Source organism: Kitasatospora sp. NPDC088783 (assembly GCF_044750705.1).
GTDB lineage: Bacteria > Actinomycetota > Actinomycetes > Streptomycetales > Streptomycetaceae > Kitasatospora > Kitasatospora fiedleri.
The window spans coordinates 33,043-48,139 of record NZ_JBIVKJ010000027.1; the positions used below are offsets into that span (position 1 = coordinate 33,043).

The 15,097-nt window shown below is 74.2% G+C and carries 14 protein-coding genes; 3 read left to right on the plus strand and 11 right to left on the minus strand.

The window, feature by feature from the left end; genetic code table 11:
- Positions 1–57 precede the first annotated feature (57 nt).
- From ACIP60_RS36570 to rimP, 7 genes are all read right to left on the minus strand, one after another.
- Positions 58–1,215, minus strand: coding sequence for a bifunctional oligoribonuclease/PAP phosphatase NrnA (locus ACIP60_RS36570; RefSeq protein WP_400693408.1), 1,158 nt, complete (start codon positions 1,213–1,215; stop codon positions 58–60).
- Positions 1,216–1,217: 2 nt separating this feature from the next.
- Positions 1,218–1,655, minus strand: coding sequence for a 30S ribosome-binding factor RbfA (gene rbfA / locus ACIP60_RS36575; protein WP_100840455.1), 438 nt, complete (start codon positions 1,653–1,655; stop codon positions 1,218–1,220).
- A gap of 139 nt (positions 1,656–1,794) precedes the next feature.
- Positions 1,795–2,091 (minus strand): DUF503 domain-containing protein, encoded by a 297-nt coding sequence (locus ACIP60_RS36580; protein WP_400693411.1) that lies wholly within the window; start codon positions 2,089–2,091, stop codon positions 1,795–1,797.
- A gap of 123 nt (positions 2,092–2,214) precedes the next feature.
- Complete coding sequence (gene infB, locus ACIP60_RS36585; RefSeq protein ID WP_400693415.1) at positions 2,215–5,322, minus strand: translation initiation factor IF-2; 3,108 nt, start codon at positions 5,320–5,322, stop codon at positions 2,215–2,217.
- Between the two features lie 190 nt (positions 5,323–5,512).
- A complete protein-coding gene (locus ACIP60_RS36590; RefSeq protein WP_400693418.1) occupies positions 5,513–5,815 on the minus strand; it encodes a YlxR family protein in 303 nt (100 codons plus the stop codon).
- A 69-nt stretch (positions 5,816–5,884) separates the two neighbouring features.
- Entirely contained in the window at positions 5,885–6,886 is a 1,002-nt protein-coding gene (gene nusA, locus ACIP60_RS36595; protein ID WP_100840458.1) for a transcription termination factor NusA, read from the minus strand.
- 2 nt (positions 6,887–6,888) lie between these two features.
- Positions 6,889–7,431 (minus strand): ribosome maturation factor RimP, encoded by a 543-nt coding sequence (rimP, locus tag ACIP60_RS36600; RefSeq protein ID WP_400693422.1) that lies wholly within the window; start codon positions 7,429–7,431, stop codon positions 6,889–6,891.
- Between the two features lie 228 nt (positions 7,432–7,659).
- On the opposite strand from rimP, the gene ACIP60_RS36605 reads away from it, so the two are divergent.
- Genes ACIP60_RS36605 through ACIP60_RS36615 form a run of 3 tightly spaced genes read left to right on the plus strand, consistent with a single transcriptional unit; the run spans position 7,660 to position 10,207 of the window.
- Positions 7,660–8,670, plus strand: coding sequence for a DUF4439 domain-containing protein (locus ACIP60_RS36605; protein WP_400693425.1), 1,011 nt, complete (start codon positions 7,660–7,662; stop codon positions 8,668–8,670).
- 36 nt (positions 8,671–8,706) lie between these two features.
- Complete coding sequence (locus ACIP60_RS36610; RefSeq protein ID WP_400693428.1) at positions 8,707–9,606, plus strand: aminoglycoside phosphotransferase family protein; 900 nt, start codon at positions 8,707–8,709, stop codon at positions 9,604–9,606.
- A 49-nt stretch (positions 9,607–9,655) separates the two neighbouring features.
- A complete protein-coding gene (locus ACIP60_RS36615) occupies positions 9,656–10,207 on the plus strand; it encodes a GNAT family N-acetyltransferase (RefSeq protein WP_100840461.1) in 552 nt (183 codons plus the stop codon).
- Between the two features lie 25 nt (positions 10,208–10,232).
- Here ACIP60_RS36615 and ACIP60_RS36620 read toward each other — a convergent pair whose 3' ends face one another.
- From ACIP60_RS36620 to dxr, 4 genes are all read right to left on the minus strand, one after another.
- Complete coding sequence (locus ACIP60_RS36620) at positions 10,233–11,108, minus strand: GNAT family N-acetyltransferase (RefSeq protein WP_400693478.1); 876 nt, start codon at positions 11,106–11,108, stop codon at positions 10,233–10,235.
- An 84-nt stretch (positions 11,109–11,192) separates the two neighbouring features.
- On the minus strand, positions 11,193–12,353 hold the full coding sequence (gene ispG / locus ACIP60_RS36625; protein ID WP_033253947.1) for a flavodoxin-dependent (E)-4-hydroxy-3-methylbut-2-enyl-diphosphate synthase: 1,161 nt from the start codon (positions 12,351–12,353) through the stop codon (positions 11,193–11,195).
- A gap of 126 nt (positions 12,354–12,479) precedes the next feature.
- Positions 12,480–13,787, minus strand: a complete 1,308-nt coding sequence (locus ACIP60_RS36630) for a M50 family metallopeptidase (RefSeq protein ID WP_400693432.1) — start codon at positions 13,785–13,787, stop codon at positions 12,480–12,482.
- A gap of 19 nt (positions 13,788–13,806) precedes the next feature.
- Positions 13,807–15,045 (minus strand): 1-deoxy-D-xylulose-5-phosphate reductoisomerase, encoded by a 1,239-nt coding sequence (gene dxr, locus ACIP60_RS36635; protein WP_400693435.1) that lies wholly within the window; start codon positions 15,043–15,045, stop codon positions 13,807–13,809.
- Positions 15,046–15,097 lie beyond the last annotated feature (52 nt).

The window sequence follows — 15,097 nt, forward strand, 5'->3', positions numbered from 1 at the left end:
GGCCGGACGCCCGGGTCGGGGCACCCGGGTCTGGACGCCCGGACGAGAACGTCCCGGCTACGGCGCCGCGGCCGGCCCCGGCTCCGCCGCCACCTGGGCCAGCGCCGCCCGGAACCGCTCCACGACGACCTCCACGGCCTCCCGCGCGCTGAACCCGGCCGCGTACACGTGCCCGCCGCCGCCCAGCCGGGCGCACACCGCCGCCACGTCGACCGCGCCCCGGGAGCGGCAGGAGCCGCGCAGCGTGCCGTCCGGGTCCTGCTTGAGCACCAGCGCGACGTCCGCCTCGGCGGGCTTGCGCAGCACGTCGATCAGGCCCTCGATCTCCTCCACGGTGACGCCGAACAGCGCCAGGTCCTGGTACGGCACCCAGGTCCACACCAGCCCGTGCCCGCCGGCCTCCTCGGGCTCGAACGCGGCCCGCTCCAGCGCCCCGGCGAGCACCTTGAGGTACCCGAAGGAGGTGGTGTCCCAGAGCTGGCGGGAGATCAGGTCCTGCCGGATGCCGGTGGCCAGCATCCGCCCGGCCATCTCGTGGGTGGCGGGCGTGGTGGCCCGGTACTTGAACGAGCCGGTGTCGGTGGCGATGCCGGTGTACAGGCAGGTCGCGATGGATTGGTCGAGCGGCACCCGCAGCCGCCGCAGCAGCTCGTCCACCAGGACGGCGGTGGCGGCCGCGGCCGGGTCGATCAGCCGGACGGTGCCGAAGCCGGGGTTGGAGGCGTGGTGGTCGAACACCACCAGCGCGCCCGCCGCGAACGCCTTCTCGCGCAGCAGGCCGAGCCGCTCCTCGGAGGCGGCGTCGAAGGCCAGCACCAGCGCGGGCGCGGCGGGCACCGCGGCGGCGGGGACGATCAGCTCCTGCCCGGGCAGGAAGGACAGCGACTCCGGGATGACCTGCGGGTCGTCGCCGAACGAGACCCGCACCCGCTTGCCCAGGCCGCGCAGCGCCAGCGCGGCGGCCAGCGCCGAGCCCAGCGCGTCGCCGTCCGGGCAGATGTGGCAGACCAGGTCGATCTCGTCGCTGTCCGCGATCAGTTCCAGGGCCCGCTGCCACTGCGCCTCGAACCGGCCGTCGGCGGCGGCCGGGGCCGTCTCCGCCCCGGATTCGGACGATGACTCGCTGCGAGGGCCCGGAAGCACCGCGAGGGCGGTCTCCACCTGTGTGGTGGAGACCGCCCTCGCGGTGCCGGACTCGGCCGGCTTCCCGGCCATGGTCACTCGTCCTCGTCGTCGTCGCGGGCCGACTTGTAGGGGTCGGCCTCGCCCGCGTACACGGCTCCGGCGGCGGCGGTGCGGACGGCGGCGTCGGAGAGCCGGGCCTTGTCCAGCAGGTCGTCGATGTTGCGCGCGTTGTCGGGCAGGGCGTCGGCGACGAAGGTCAGGGTCGGGGTGAACCGCACCCCGGTCTGCTTGCCGACCTCGGAGCGCAGGATGCCCTTGGCGCTCTCCAGCGCGGCCGCGCTGGACTCCCGCTCGGCCTCGTCACCGTAGACGGTGTAGAAGACGGTGGCCTCGCGCAGGTCCCCGGTGACCCGGGCGTCGGTGATGGTGACGTACCCCAGGCGCGGATCCTTGATCCGGCGCTGCAGGGTCTCCGCCACGACCACCTGGATGCGGTCGGCGAGCTTGCGCGCCCTAGCGGTGTCGGTCACGTTGCCTCCTCGTGCAGTAGGCGCGTACCCCGGGTCATGACCTCACCCGGTGGGGCCCTCTCCCCAACGTACCCGCCCGCGCCCAGCCTTGTGGGCGCTCTCGGTCCTGTGCGGGTGTGACGGTGGTGACGCCCGCAGGTCATTCGTCGTCGTCGTGGTGGTGGCGCCTCCGCACGGAGAGCAGCACCACCTCGGGGCGGCCGGCGACGAGCCGCTCACAGCTGTCCAGGACCTCGCTGACGTACCCGGCGTCGCCGGACACCACCGCACAGCCGATCTCGGCCCTGCGGTGCAGGTCCTGGTCTCCTACCTCCGCGGCGCACACGCTGTACTTGCGCCGCAGTTCGGCCACGATGGGCCGCACGATCGACCGCTTCTCCTTGAGCGAGTGCACGTCGCCGAGGAGCAGGTCGAAGGTGAGTGTTCCTACGAACATGGGGGACAGGCCTGGGCCGGCCTGGGAGCCTCGAAGGAGTTCCGACAGCCCGACCCTAACAAGCACGGCCGGGGCCGGTCGACGGGTTAACGCACCCGCCGGCCGACCCCGGCCCGGTACCCGTTACGAGCGCGGCTTCTCCCGCATCTCGTAGGTCTCGATGACATCCTCGATCTTGATGTCGTTGAACGAGCCCAGGGTGACACCGGCCTCGAAGCCCTCGCGGACCTCGGTCGCGTCGTCCTTGAAGCGGCGCAGGCCCTCGATGTTGAGGTTCTCCGCCACGACCTTGCCGTCGCGCAGCAGGCGCGCCTTGGTGTTGCGGCGGATGATGCCCTCGCGGACGAGGACACCGGCGATGTTGCCGAACTTGGAGGAGCGGAACACCTCGCGGATCTCCGCGGAGCCGAGGCGCACCTCCTCGTACTCGGGCTTGAGCAGGCCCTTGAGCGCGGCCTCGATCTCCTCGATCGCCTGGTAGATGACCGAGTAGTACCGGATGTCGACGCCCTCGCGCTCGGCCGCGGTACGGGCACGCCCCTCGGCGCGCACGTTGAAGCCGATGATGATGGCGTCCGAGCCCATCGCCAGGTCCACGTCGGACTCGGTGATGGCACCCACACCGCGGTGCAGGATCCGGAGCTCGACCTCCTCGCCCACGTCCAGCTTGACGAGCGCGTCCTCGAGGGCTTCGACGGAACCGGAGACGTCACCCTTGATGATGAGGTTGAGCTTCTCGATGTTGCCGGCGGCCAGCGCGGCCTCGAAGCCCTCCAGCGAGACGCGGACGCGGCGCTGGGCCATCGAGGCGTTGCGGTCGCGGGCGGAGCGCTTCTCGGCGATCTGGCGGGCGGTGCGGTCCTCGTCGACGACGATGAAGCTGTCGCCGGCGCGGGGCACCGAGGTCAGACCGAGCAGCATGACCGGACGGGACGGGCCGGCCTCGGAGAGGCTGTTGCCGTTCTCGTCCAGCATCGCGCGGACGCGGCCGTAGGAGTCGCCGACCACGATCGAGTCGCCGACCCGCAGGGTGCCGCGCTGGATGAGCAGCGTCGCCATGGCGCCGCGGCCCTTGTCCAGGTGGGCCTCGATCGCGATGCCCTGGGCGTCCTGCTCCGGGTTGGCGCGCAGGTCGAGGGAGGCGTCCGCGGTCAGGACCACGGCCTCCAGCAGCTCCTCGATGTTGAGGCCCTGGCGGGCGGAGATGTCGACGAACATGGTGTCGCCGCCGTACTCCTCGGCCACCAGGCCGAACTCGGTGAGCTGGCCGCGGACCTTGGTCGGGTCCGCGCCCTCGACGTCGATCTTGTTGACCGCGACCACGATCGGTACGCCGGCGGCCTTGGCGTGGTTCAACGCCTCGACCGTCTGCGGCATGACGCCGTCGTTGGCCGCGACCACCAGGATCGCGATGTCGGTGGACTTGGCACCACGGGCACGCATGGCGGAGAACGCCTCGTGACCCGGGGTGTCGAGGAAGGTGATCCGGCGCTCCTCGCCGTTCACCTCGGTCGCCACCTGGTAGGCACCGATGTGCTGGGTGATGCCGCCGGCCTCGCCCGCGACCACGTTGGTCTTGCGGATCGCGTCGAGCAGGCGGGTCTTGCCGTGGTCGACGTGACCCATGACGGTGACCACCGGCGGACGCGGAGCCAGCTGCTCCTCGTCGCCCTCGTCGACGCCGAAGTCGATGTCGAACGACTCCAGCAGCTCGCGGTCCTCGTCGTCCCGGCTGACGATCTCCAGCACGAAGCCCATCTCGTCGGCCAGCAGCTGCAGCGTGGCGTCGGAGACCGACTGGGTGGCGGTGACCATCTCACCGAGGTTGAACATCACCGAGACGAGCGCCGCCGGGTTGGCGTTGATCTTCTCCGCGAAGTCCGTCAGCGAAGCGCCGCGCGAGAGGCGAACGGTCGAGCCGTTGCCGCGCGGCAGCATCACGCCGCCGACGGACGGGGCCTGCATGGCCTCGTACTCCTGGCGCTTCGCGCGCTTCGACTTCCGGCCGCGGGCCGGACGGCCACCGGGGCCGCGACCGAACGCGCCCTGCGTGCCACCGCGGGCACCCGGGCCACCGGGACGACCGCCGAAGCCGCCGGGACGGGCACCGCCGCCACCGAAGCCGCCGCCGCCACCGGCGCCGCCACCCGGACGGGGGCCGCCGAAGCCGCCACCGGCCGGACGCGAGCCCGGACCGGCCGGACGGCCCTGGAAGCCGGGACGGGCACCGCCCGGAGCACCCGGACGCGCACCGGGGCCACCCGGACGCGCACCGGCACCCGGACCCGGGCGCGGGCCCGGACGCTGCGGCATCATGCCGGGGTTCGGACGGGGCATCCCGGACGGGCTGGGCGCACCGCCCGGACGCGGAGCGGCCGGACGCGGCATGCCGTCGGGACGGGGGGCACCGGCACCCGGGCCACCGGGACGCGGGGCGCCACCGGGACGGGGACCGCGCTCACCGGACGGCGCACCGCCCGGACGCGGAGCGCCGGCACCCGGGGCACCGCCCGGACGGGGACCGCGCTCGCCACCGGGACGGGGACCGCGCTCGCCACCCGGCGCACCGGCCGGACGGGGACCGCGCTCGCCACCGGGACGGGGGCCGCGCTCACCGGACGGCGCACCGCCCGGACGCGGAGCGGCCGGACGGGCCATGCCCGACGCGCCGCCCGAGGTGAAGGGGTTGTTGCCCGGCCGCGGGCCGGACGGCCGCGGACCCGGACGGGCCGCGGGGTTCGCCGGGGCCGGCCGCGGGGCGGCCGGACGCGCCGGAGCCTCGCCGGCCGGGGCCGGGGAGGAGAACTCCGCCGCCGGCGCCGGAGCGGCCGGGGCGGGCGTCGCCGGGCGCGGACCCGGGGCGGGGGCCCCGGCCGGCTTCGGCGCGGACGGACCCGCCGCGGGCGCGGGGGTCGCGGGGGTGGGACGGGGGCCCGGCGTCACGGTGGGACGCGGGCCGGGGGTGGGGGCGCCACCCGGCTTGGGTGCCGCGGAACCGGCGCTGCCGGTCGGTTGGGGCGCCGCGGGCTTCCGCGGGCCAGGCTTCGCGGAGGACGCGCCGCCGGACGGCGGGGTCGCTCCCAAAGCGTCAGTCAGCTTACGCACGACCGGCGCCTCGATCGTCGAGGACGCCGAACGCACGAACTCGCCCAGCTCGGTGAGCTTGGCCATGACGGCCTTGCTCTCCAAGCCAAGCTCCTTGGCGAGTTCGTATACCCGGACCTTAGCCACTTCGCTCCTGTCTATGCGTCCGGGGTATTCGTCCGCCGGACTGCTGTTACTTCATGGGCGTACTCATCGCGTACTCATCGAGTGCTCATCGCAATCTCGACCTACTTCCATCTCGCGAGGTACCTGACTGGGGTGCACGGCGACGTGCCACGTGCCGTGCGCTGGTGCGTGTTGCCGGGCGCGGGGCCCGTCAGTGGGCCGACTGCCGATCGGCCGGACTGGCTTCCGCCCCGACGTGCTCCCGCAGGGCGCCGGGGTCGAGCGCGCCCTGGACCCGGAGGGCCCTGGGGAACGCCCGGCGGCGGACCGCGAGGTCGAGGCAGTTCGGGTCGGGGTGCAGATACGCACCCCGGCCCGGCAGTGTGCCGCGGGGATCGGGGACGCAGTCGCCCTCGCCCGCCACGACACGCAGCAGCTCGTGCTTGGCCGCGCGCTTGCGGCAGCCCACGCAGGTGCGCTCAGGGCATGCCCGGACATGCGTCCGGCCAGACACGTTCAAGTCTACCCCTCCGAAGGGACTCACCGCCGCCGAGTAGATCTCCGGAGGCACCTGACAACGTTGTTAGCGGGCTGCCGATTCCCCGGCGGGGGCCTCGGTGTCCGGACGGATGTCGATCCGCCAGCCGGTGAGACGGGCGGCCAGCCGGGCGTTCTGCCCCTCCTTGCCGATCGCCAGCGACAGCTGGTAGTCCGGCACGATCACCCGGGCGGAGCGCTGGGCCAGGTCGACGATCTCCACCTTCGTCACCCGCGCGGGCGACAGCGCGGCGGCGACCATCTCCGCCGGGTCCTCCGACCAGTCGACGATGTCGATCTTCTCGCCGTGCAGCTCGGACATCACGGTGCGCACCCGCATGCCGTTCGGGCCGATGCAGGCGCCCTTGGCGTTCAGGCCCTGCCGGCGCGACCAGACCGCGATCTTGGTGCGGTGGCCGGCCTCGCGGGCGATCGCGGCGATCTCCACCGAGCCGTCCGCGATCTCCGGGACCTCCAGCGCGAACAGCCGCTTCACCAGGTTCGGGTGGGTGCGCGAGAGCGTCACCGACGGGCCGCGGACACCGCGCCGCACGCCCACCACGTAGCACTTCAGCCGGGTGCCGTGCCGGTAGTCCTCGCCCGGGACCTGCTCCTGCGGCGGCAGGATGGCCTCCAGCTTGCCGATGTCGACCAGCACGCTCTTCGGGTCGTTGCCCTGCTGGACGACACCGGTGACGATGTCGCCCTCCTTGCCCGCGTACTCGCCGAAGGTCTGGTCGTCGGCGGCGTCCCGCAGCCGCTGCAGGATGACCTGCTTGGCGGTGGACGCGGCGATCCGGCCGAAGCCCGACGGGGTGTCGTCGAACTCCTTCGGCTCGACGCCCTCCTCCAGCTCGGACGCGTCCTCCAGCGCCCAGACCGTCACGTGGCCGGTCTTGCGGTTCAGCTCCACCCGCGCCCGGCGGCGCGAGCCCTCGGTGCGGTGGTACGCGATGAGGAGGGCCGACTCGATCGACTCGACCAGCAGGTCGAACGGCACGCCCTTCTCGGTGACCAGCCCGCGCAGGGCACTCATGTCGATGTCCACGACTACGCCTCCTCTTCCTCTTCGTCCACGTCCGCGATGTCGGCGGCGGCGTCGAGCAGTTCCTCGTCCTTGCGGTTGAACTCGACCTGCACCCGGGCCCGCGCGATCTCCGCGAACTCCAGTCGGCGCTCCTTGGGGCGGCCGCGCCCCTTGACCGGCTGCACCTCGACCAGCGCGCCGTCCTCGTCGCTCTCCAGCACCCGCGCGGTCAGCTCCGCGCCGTCCACCAGCTTGACCGCGGCCAGCCGGCCGGTCGCCCGGCGCCAGTGCCGCGGCGCGTCCAGCGGGCGCTCGGCGCCCGGCGAACCGACCTCCAGCAGGTACGGGGCCTCGCCCATCAGGTCGGAGGCGTCCAGCGCCTGGCTCACCAGGCGGGAGAACTCGGCGATCGCGTCGAGGTCGACGCCGCCGTCGGCGTCCACGTCGACCTGCACCTGGCGGCGGCTGCCGGCCTGGGTCACCCTGACCTCTTCCAGGTCCAACCCGGCCTCGGCCGCCAGCGGCTCCAACAACGCGCGCAGCCGGTCAGTGGGGGTGGTGCTCATCCGGGTGACTCCTCGGCCGCGTCTGCTGTTGTCGAAGGTGCTAACTCATCGCGAAGCCTATCGGGTCAACCCCCGAACCGCCGATTCCGACCCGGACGGCCCGCACCCCCTGCGAGCAAGCTCACAGCGGTCGGATACCGTCCAAGCTCCGTACGGGGCCGGTGCGGCTCCGGTAAAGATTCTCCCGACGGGGGGCACAGGGCCCCCACCGACCCGGCTGGAGCACCGATGCCCGCACCCACACGGCGGACCCTGCTGGCCCTCGGGGCGCTCGGCGGGCTCCAGTTGCTCTGCGGCTGCACCGGCGACCGCCCGGCCCCGCCGAAGCCCGCCGCCGCGGACCCGGACCGGCCGCTGCGGCTGCGCCAACTCGCCGCCACCGACGCCCTGCTGGCCGACTACGACGCCGTCCTCGCCACCGGACCGGCCGACGCCGACCGGCTCGCCGACCTGCGCGAGGACCTCACCCGGCACCGCGAGGCGCTGGCCGGACCGCTGCCCTCGGCCCCCGCCTCCCCCTCCCCCTCGGGCCCGGTCTCCTCCGCCGCCTCGCCCGCCGGTTCCCCCGCCGGTTCCCCCGCCGCGAGCGCGAGCGCGACCGCCCGGACCTCCGCCGACCTGGCCGCCGCCGAGCAGCGGACCGCCGCGCTGCGCCTGGCCGACCTGGCCGCCGCCTCCCCGGAGCTGGCCCGGACCCTCGCCTCGGTCGCCGCCTCCGACGCGGCCCACGCGGCCGCCCTCGGCGACCCCGCCGCCCCCGCCGCCGCTCCCGCGCCCTCCGGCTCCCCCGCCGCCTCCGCCTCCGCCTCCCCCGTCGCGCTCCCGGCCGCCGACGCCGCCGCCCTGCAGGCGGCCCTCGCCGCCGAGCACGCCGCCGTCTACGGCTACGGCGTGGTCGGCGCGTTCCTCCCGGCCGGGCCCCAGCGCGAGGACGCCCGCACCACGTACGGCGCGCACCAGGCCCGCCGCGACACCTGGCAGCGCGTCCTCACCGCCGGCGGCGCCTCCCCCACCGCCGCCGCCCCCGGCTACCGCCTGCCCTTCCAGGTCAAGGACGCCGCCACCGCCGCCCGGTTGGCCGCCTACCTGGAGACCCAGCTGACCGCCGCCTACGCCGACCTCGCCGCCACCGCCGCCCTGCGCGAGCGGGCCGCCGCCGCCCTGCGCGAGTGCGCCCTGCGCGCCGCCCACTGGGGCGCCGACCTGCCCGCCCTCCCGGGCCTGGCGGAAGCGGCCTGACCCCGGGCGCCGGCCCCGCCCCGGATAATCGCTCCCATGGCACAAGCTGCGCGGTTCAGCGTCCCCGAGCGTCTGGTCGAGTCGGTGCGGGCGGAGGGGAGCCCCGCGGCCCGGACGTGGCTGGCGGAGCTGCCCGGGCTGCTCGCGCGGCGGCTGGCGGACTGGGACCTGGTGCCCGAGCGGGTGGTGGAGCCGGGCGGCCGGGGCAGCGTGGTGCTGTACGCGCACCGGGCCGGCGACCTGGCGCCGGTGGCGGTGAAGGTCTCCCGGTCGCCCGGCGAGGCCGCCGCGCTGCGGGCGTGGGCCGGGCGGGGCGCGGTGCTGCTGCTGGCCGAGGCGGACGGCGCCCTGCTGCTGGAACGGCTGCACGGGGAGATCCCGCTGCGCTCGCTCGCCGAGGCCCAGGCGATGCTGGAGGCCACCAGCCTGCTGCGCCGCCTGTGGGTGCCGGCCGCGGCCGGCCACGGCTTCCCGACCCTGGCGGAGCACGCGCGAGGGCTCGCCGAGCGCGTCGCCGCCCGGCGCGCGCTGCCGCTCGCCGCGGACGCCGGACCGCTGCTGGACGAGGCCCTGGAGGCGGTCGCGCTGGCGGCGGACGCCGAAGGGTGGCTGCTGCACGGGGAGTTCCAGCACGGCCGGGTGCTGGCCGCGGACCGCGCCCCGTGGCTGGCCGTGGCCCCGCGCCCCCTGGTCGGCGACCGGGCCTACGACCTGGCGGGCCTGGTGCTGGAGCGGCTGGACACCCTGGCCGCCTCCCCGGGCCCGCGCGGCGCGGCCCGCCGCCGGCTCGCCCGGCTCGCGGAGGCGGTGGAGCTCCCCGCCGACCGGGTCCGGGCCTGGACCCTGCTGCGGGCGGCGGACACCGCCCTGGAGGCGCTGGCCGCGGACGACACCGCGGCGGCCGAACTCCATCTGGAGTTCGCGTCCTGGCTCTGAGGCCGGGGCGTGGCGCCGCCCGGGACGGCAGGTAGTAACGTCCCGCTTCATGGAGCAGCTCACCGGGGTGACGATCGAGGCCATCGACCTGGCGGCGTGGGCGCCTGCCGTGCTGGAGGTCCAGGCGGTCGCGTTCGGGCTCGGGCCGCACGAGGTCGCGGTCCGGCTGCCGATCGTGGGGCGGCACGCGCTGCAGCCGGGGGTGGTGGCGCTGGGGGCGATGGCGCGGGGGCGGCTGGTCGGGTTCGGGTACGGGATGCCGAACCGGCGCGAGCACTGGTGGTCGACGGTGATCGAGCCGTACCTGGCGGCGCGCGGCCACGAGGACTGGCTGGACGGGGTGTTCGCGGTGACGGAGCTGCACGTGCTGCCGGAGTTCCAGGGGCTGGGCCTGGGCACCCGGCTGATCCGCACGCTGTGCGGGCACTCGGGGCTGGACCGGTCGATCCTGTCGGCGATCGACGCGGAGACCCCGGCGCGCCGGCTCTACCGCTCGCTGGGCTACCGGGACTTGGCGCCGGCGGTGCGCTTCCCGAACACCGTCCGCCCGTACGCGGTGATGGGCGCGCACCTGCCGCTGCGCGACCCGGCGCGCCCCTGACCGCGGGCCGGCCGGCCCGGCCGGGTCAGAACAGCACGCTCATGAACGCGCCGACCTCGCGGAAGCCGACCCGGCGGTAGGCGGCGCGGGCGCGGATGTTGAAGTCGTTGACGTACAGCGAGACGACGGGGGCGACCTCGGCGAGGGCGGTGTTGACGACGGCGGCCATGCCGGTCTCGGAGAGCCGCCTGCCGCGGTGCTCGGGGGCCACCCAGACGCCCTGGATCTGGCAGGCGCCGAGGGTGACGGCGCCGATCTCGGCCTTGAAGACCACCTTGCCGTCCTGGTCGAACCGGGCGAACGAGCGTCCGGTGGAGACCAGTTCGGCGACCCGGGCCTGGTAGAGCAGCCCGCCGTCGCCGGCCAGCGGGGAGATGCCGACCTCCTCGGTGAACATGGCCACGCAGGCGGGCATCAGCGCCTCGATCTCGGCGCGTTCGACCCGGCGCACCAGCGGGTCGGGTTCGACCTCGGTGACGGGCGTGGAGGTGGCCATCAGCGGCTGGTGGGCGCGGACGTCGCGGGCCGGGCCCCAGGAGCGCTCCAGCAGCGCCCAGAGGGTCGCGGTGGCCTCGGCGGGGCCGACGATGGAGGAGCAGCGGCGGCCCTGCCGGCGGGCCCGTTCGGCGAAGGCCCGGACGGCCTCGGGCCCGGCGCTGACCGGGACGAGGTTGGCACCGGCGTAGCAGAGCGCGTCGAGCCGGCCGTCGGCGTCGTGCCAGCCCCACATCTCGCCGCCGAGCCGCCAGGGGTCGAGGCCGACGGCCTCCACCCGGGTGGCGACGAAGGCGTTGGCGACGGGGTCGCGGTGCAGGATCTCCAGCGCCTCGTCGAGGTCGGGGGCCTCCAGCACGCGGGTGGCGGCGAGCGCCCGGGCGGCCTGGAACGGGCCGGGCAGCATCACACCTCGGTCGAGCACGGGTGGCACCTCTCGAACGGGCGGGACCGCCCCTGCCGGGCGGCCCCGCCGGGGGGCTTCAGACCGTCACTCGGCGGCCACGACGACGGGGGCGCCGGATTCCACGCCCTCCTCCTGCATCTGCTCGGCCAGCTTCATGGCCTCCTCGATCAGGGTCTCGACGATCTTCGACTCGGGGACGGTCTTGATCACCTCGCCCTTGACGAAGATCTGGCCCTTGCCGTTGCCGGAGGCGACGCCGAGGTCGGCCTCGCGGGCCTCGCCGGGGCCGTTGACGACGCAGCCCATGACGGCGACCCGCAGCGGCACCTCCATGCCCTCCAGGCCGGCGGTGACCTCCTCGGCGAGCTTGTAGACGTCGACCTGGGCGCGGCCGCAGGACGGGCAGGAGACGATCTCCAGGCCGCGCTGACGGAGGTTCAGCGACTCCAGGATCTGGATGCCGACCTTGATCTCCTCGGCCGGCGGGGCGGAGAGCGAGACCCGGATGGTGTCGCCGATGCCCTCGGCCAGCAGCGCGCCGAACGCCACCGCGGACTTGATGGTGCCCTGGAAGGCGGGGCCGGCCTCGGTGACGCCCAGGTGCAGCGGGTAGTCGCAGGCGGCGGCGAGCTGCCGGTAGGCGTTGATCATCACGACCGGGTCGTTGTGCTTGACCGAGATCTTGATGTCGCGGAAGTCGTGCTCCTCGAACAGCGAGCACTCCCAGAGCGCGGACTCCACCAGCGCCTCGGGGGTGGCCCGGCCGTACTTCTCCAGCAGGCGCTTGTCGAGCGAACCGGCGTTGACGCCGATCCGGATCGGCACGCCGGCGTCCTTGGCGGCCTTGGCGATCTCGCCGACCTTGTCGTCGAACGCCTTGATGTTGCCGGGGTTGACGCGGACGGCGGCGCAGCCGGCGTCGATCGCGGCGAACACGTACTTCGGCTGGAAGTGGATGTCGGCGATCACCGGGATCTGCGACTTCCTCGCGATGATCGGCAGCGCGTCGGCGTCGTCCTGCGAGGGGACGGCGACCCGGACGATCTGGCAGCCCGAGGCGGTCAGCTGGGCGATCTGCTGGAGGGTCGCGTTGACGTCGGAGGTGAGCGTGGTGGTCATCGACTGCACCGAGACCGGCGCGTCGCCGCCGACCGGCACGTTGCCGACCATGATCTGACGCGAGTGGCGGCGCTGGGCCAGCGGCTTGAGCGGCAGGGAGGGGATACCGAGCGAGATCGCGGTCATGTGCGCAGTTTTTCCTCTGGAGAGGTCGGTGAGCCGGGGCGCACCGCGGTGGCGGGGGCGCCCGGCGTCCAACGGTACGGCACGGCCGGGTGGCGGGGCACACCCGGCCGTGGATGGCGCGCGGCGCTAGTTGATGCGCACCGGGTTGACGATGTCGGCGGCCATCACGAGGCCGGTGAAGCAGATGAAGACGCCGGCGACCACGTAGGCCAGCGGCATCAGCCGGGCCACGTCGAACGGGCCGGGGTCGGGGCGGCGCAGCAGCTTGGCGAGGTTGCGGCGCAGCGACTCCCAGAGCGCGCCGGCGATGTGGCCGCCGTCCAGCGGCAGCAGCGGGAGCATGTTGAACAGGAACAGCATCAGGTTGATGCCGGCCAGCAGCTGCACCGAGAAGGCGAGCCGCTGGGTGGCGGGCAGGTCCATCGAGAACACGTCGCCGCCGAGCCGGGCGGCGCCGACCATGCCGATCGGCGAGTCGGCGTCGCGCGGGGTGCCGTCGACCACGGCGTGCCACAGGCCGGGGATCTTGCCGGGCAGCTGGGTGAGCGACTCGACGCTGTGCCGGGCCATCGTCGCCATCTGCTCGGTGCTCTCGCCGAGCGACATGTGGTGCACGCCGGTGGCGGGGGTGATGCCGAGGAAGCCGGCGGTGACGGTCTGGCCCTTGACCGGGTTGTTGTCCTTGTCGTACGCCTGCAGGGTGTTGGTCTTGATCGCGGCGGACAGCGTCTGCTCGCCGCCGTCGCGGTGCCGGACCAGGATGTCGACCTGCTTGCCCGCGGAGTCCCGGATCAGGTTCTGCAGCTGCGGGTAGTCGTGGATCGGCACGCCGCCGAAGCCGAGCACGGTGTCACCGGCCCGCAGGCCCGCCAGGTTGGCCGGGGACTTCTCGGCGCCCTGCCCGCAGTCGTCGGTCTTGGCGCTGACCGGGACGACGCACTCGCTGACCTCCTGCACGGTCGGCACGGCCTGCTGCACGCCGATGCCCATGAAGAGCGCGAGGAACAGGCCGAGCGACAGGATCAGGTTCATGCCCGGGCCGGCGAACATCACGATGACGCGCTTCCACGGCTTGCGGGTGTAGAACAGCCGGGTCTCGTCGCCGGGCTGGAGCTCCTCGTAGGAGGCCTCCCGGGCGTCCTCGATCATGCTCCGCCAGGGCGAGGAGGAGCGTTTCGCTATCCGGCCGTCCGCGCCGGGCGGGAACATGCCGATCATCCGGATGTAGCCGCCGAACGGGATCGCCTTGAGGCCGTACTCCGTCTCACCGCGCCTGGTCGACCAGATGGTCCGGCCGAAGCCGACCATGTACTGCGGCACCCGGATGCCGAACAGCTTCGCGGTGGACAGGTGGCCGAACTCGTGCCAGGCGATCGAGAAGAGCAGCCCGACCACGAAGATCAGGACGCCCAGCACCCACATCAGCTTGTCCACCGCGTCGCCTCCGTCATACCTAACCTGCCGCCAGTTCCCGGGCCCGGGCGCGGGCCCAGTGCTCAGCCTGGAGTACGTCCTCCACCGTGAGCGAAGTTCCCGCCGCCGGGGTGCCGTGTTCGGCGACCACCTTCGCCACAGTGTCCACGATTCCGGTGAAGGGCAGCGCGCCGTTCAGAAAAGCGTCCACACATTCCTCGTTCGCGGCGTTGAAGACCGCGGGGGCCGTCCCGCCGAGCGTACCCACCTCGCGGGCCAGCTCGACCGCCGGGAAGGCCGCGTCGTCCAGCGGGAAGAACTCCCAGGTCGCGGCCTTGGTCCAGTCGCAGCCGGGCGCGGCGTCGGGCACCCGGTCGGGCCAGCCGAGGCCCAGCGCGATCGGCATCCGCATGTCCGGCGGGCTGGCCTGGGCGAGCGTGGAGCCGTCCGTGAACTCCACCATCGAATGAACGACCGACTGCGGATGGACCACCACCTCGATCCGGTCGAAGGGCACGTCGTACAGCAGGTGGGCCTCGATCACCTCCAGGCCCTTGTTCACCAGGGTCGCCGAGTTGATCGTCACCACCGGGCCCATCGCCCAGGTCGGGTGGGCCAGCGCCTCGGCCGGGGTGACGCCCGCCAGTTGCTCGCGGGTGCGGTCGCGGAACGGGCCGCCGCTGGCGGTCACCACCAGCTTGCGGACCTCGGCGCGGGTGCCGCCGGCCAGCGCCTGGAACAGCGCGGCGTGCTCGGAGTCCACCGGCACGATCTGGCCGGGCCTGGCGACCGCCTTCACCAGCGGGCCGCCGACGATCAGCGACTCCTTGTTGGCCAGCACCAGCACCCGGCCGGCCCGCAGCGCGGCCAGCGTCGGCGCCAGGCCGATCGAGCCGGTGATGCCGTTCAGCACCGAGTGGCACTCCGTCGCGGCCAGTTCGGTCGCCGCGTCCGGGCCCGCCAGCACCTCGGGCAGCGGGGCGCCGCCGGCCCGCGCGGCCAGCGCGGCGCGCAGCGGCCCGGCGGCGGCCGGGTCGGCCACCGCCACGGTGCGCACGCCCAGCGCGACGGCCTGCTCGGCGAGCAGCTCGACCCGGCCGCCGGCCGCCGACAGGGCCACCACCCTGAACCGGTCGGGGTTGCGGAGCACCACGTCGATGGCCTGGGTGCCGATCGAACCGGTCGAGCCCAGGATGACCAACTCCCGGGGGCCGTCCGGGTCCTGCACGGCCGGAGTGAAGCGCGACTGCGGATGGGCGAGCGAGTTCATGCCCCCCATTGTGTCCTGCCGCCGGCCCTGCCCCGGCCCGGGACGGGGCCGGGTCGGCGGC

Coding starts and splice junctions, on each gene's coding strand:
- ACIP60_RS36615 (WP_100840461.1), top strand. CDS start 9,656: ATGGAGCAGCTCACCGGGGTGACGATCGAGGCCATCGACCTGGCGGCG.
- ispG (WP_033253947.1), bottom strand. CDS start 12,353: ATGACCGCGATCTCGCTCGGTATCCCCTCCCTGCCGCTCAAGCCGCTG.
- ACIP60_RS36580 (WP_400693411.1), bottom strand. CDS start 2,091: ATGTTCGTAGGAACACTCACCTTCGACCTGCTCCTCGGCGACGTGCAC.
- dxr (WP_400693435.1), bottom strand. CDS start 15,045: ATGGGGGGCATGAACTCGCTCGCCCATCCGCAGTCGCGCTTCACTCCG.
- ACIP60_RS36570 (WP_400693408.1), bottom strand. CDS start 1,215: ATGGCCGGGAAGCCGGCCGAGTCCGGCACCGCGAGGGCGGTCTCCACC.
- ACIP60_RS36620 (WP_400693478.1), bottom strand. CDS start 11,108: ATGCTGCCCGGCCCGTTCCAGGCCGCCCGGGCGCTCGCCGCCACCCGC.
- ACIP60_RS36610 (WP_400693428.1), top strand. CDS start 8,707: ATGGCACAAGCTGCGCGGTTCAGCGTCCCCGAGCGTCTGGTCGAGTCG.
- ACIP60_RS36605 (WP_400693425.1), top strand. CDS start 7,660: ATGCCCGCACCCACACGGCGGACCCTGCTGGCCCTCGGGGCGCTCGGC.
- rimP (WP_400693422.1), bottom strand. CDS start 7,431: ATGAGCACCACCCCCACTGACCGGCTGCGCGCGTTGTTGGAGCCGCTG.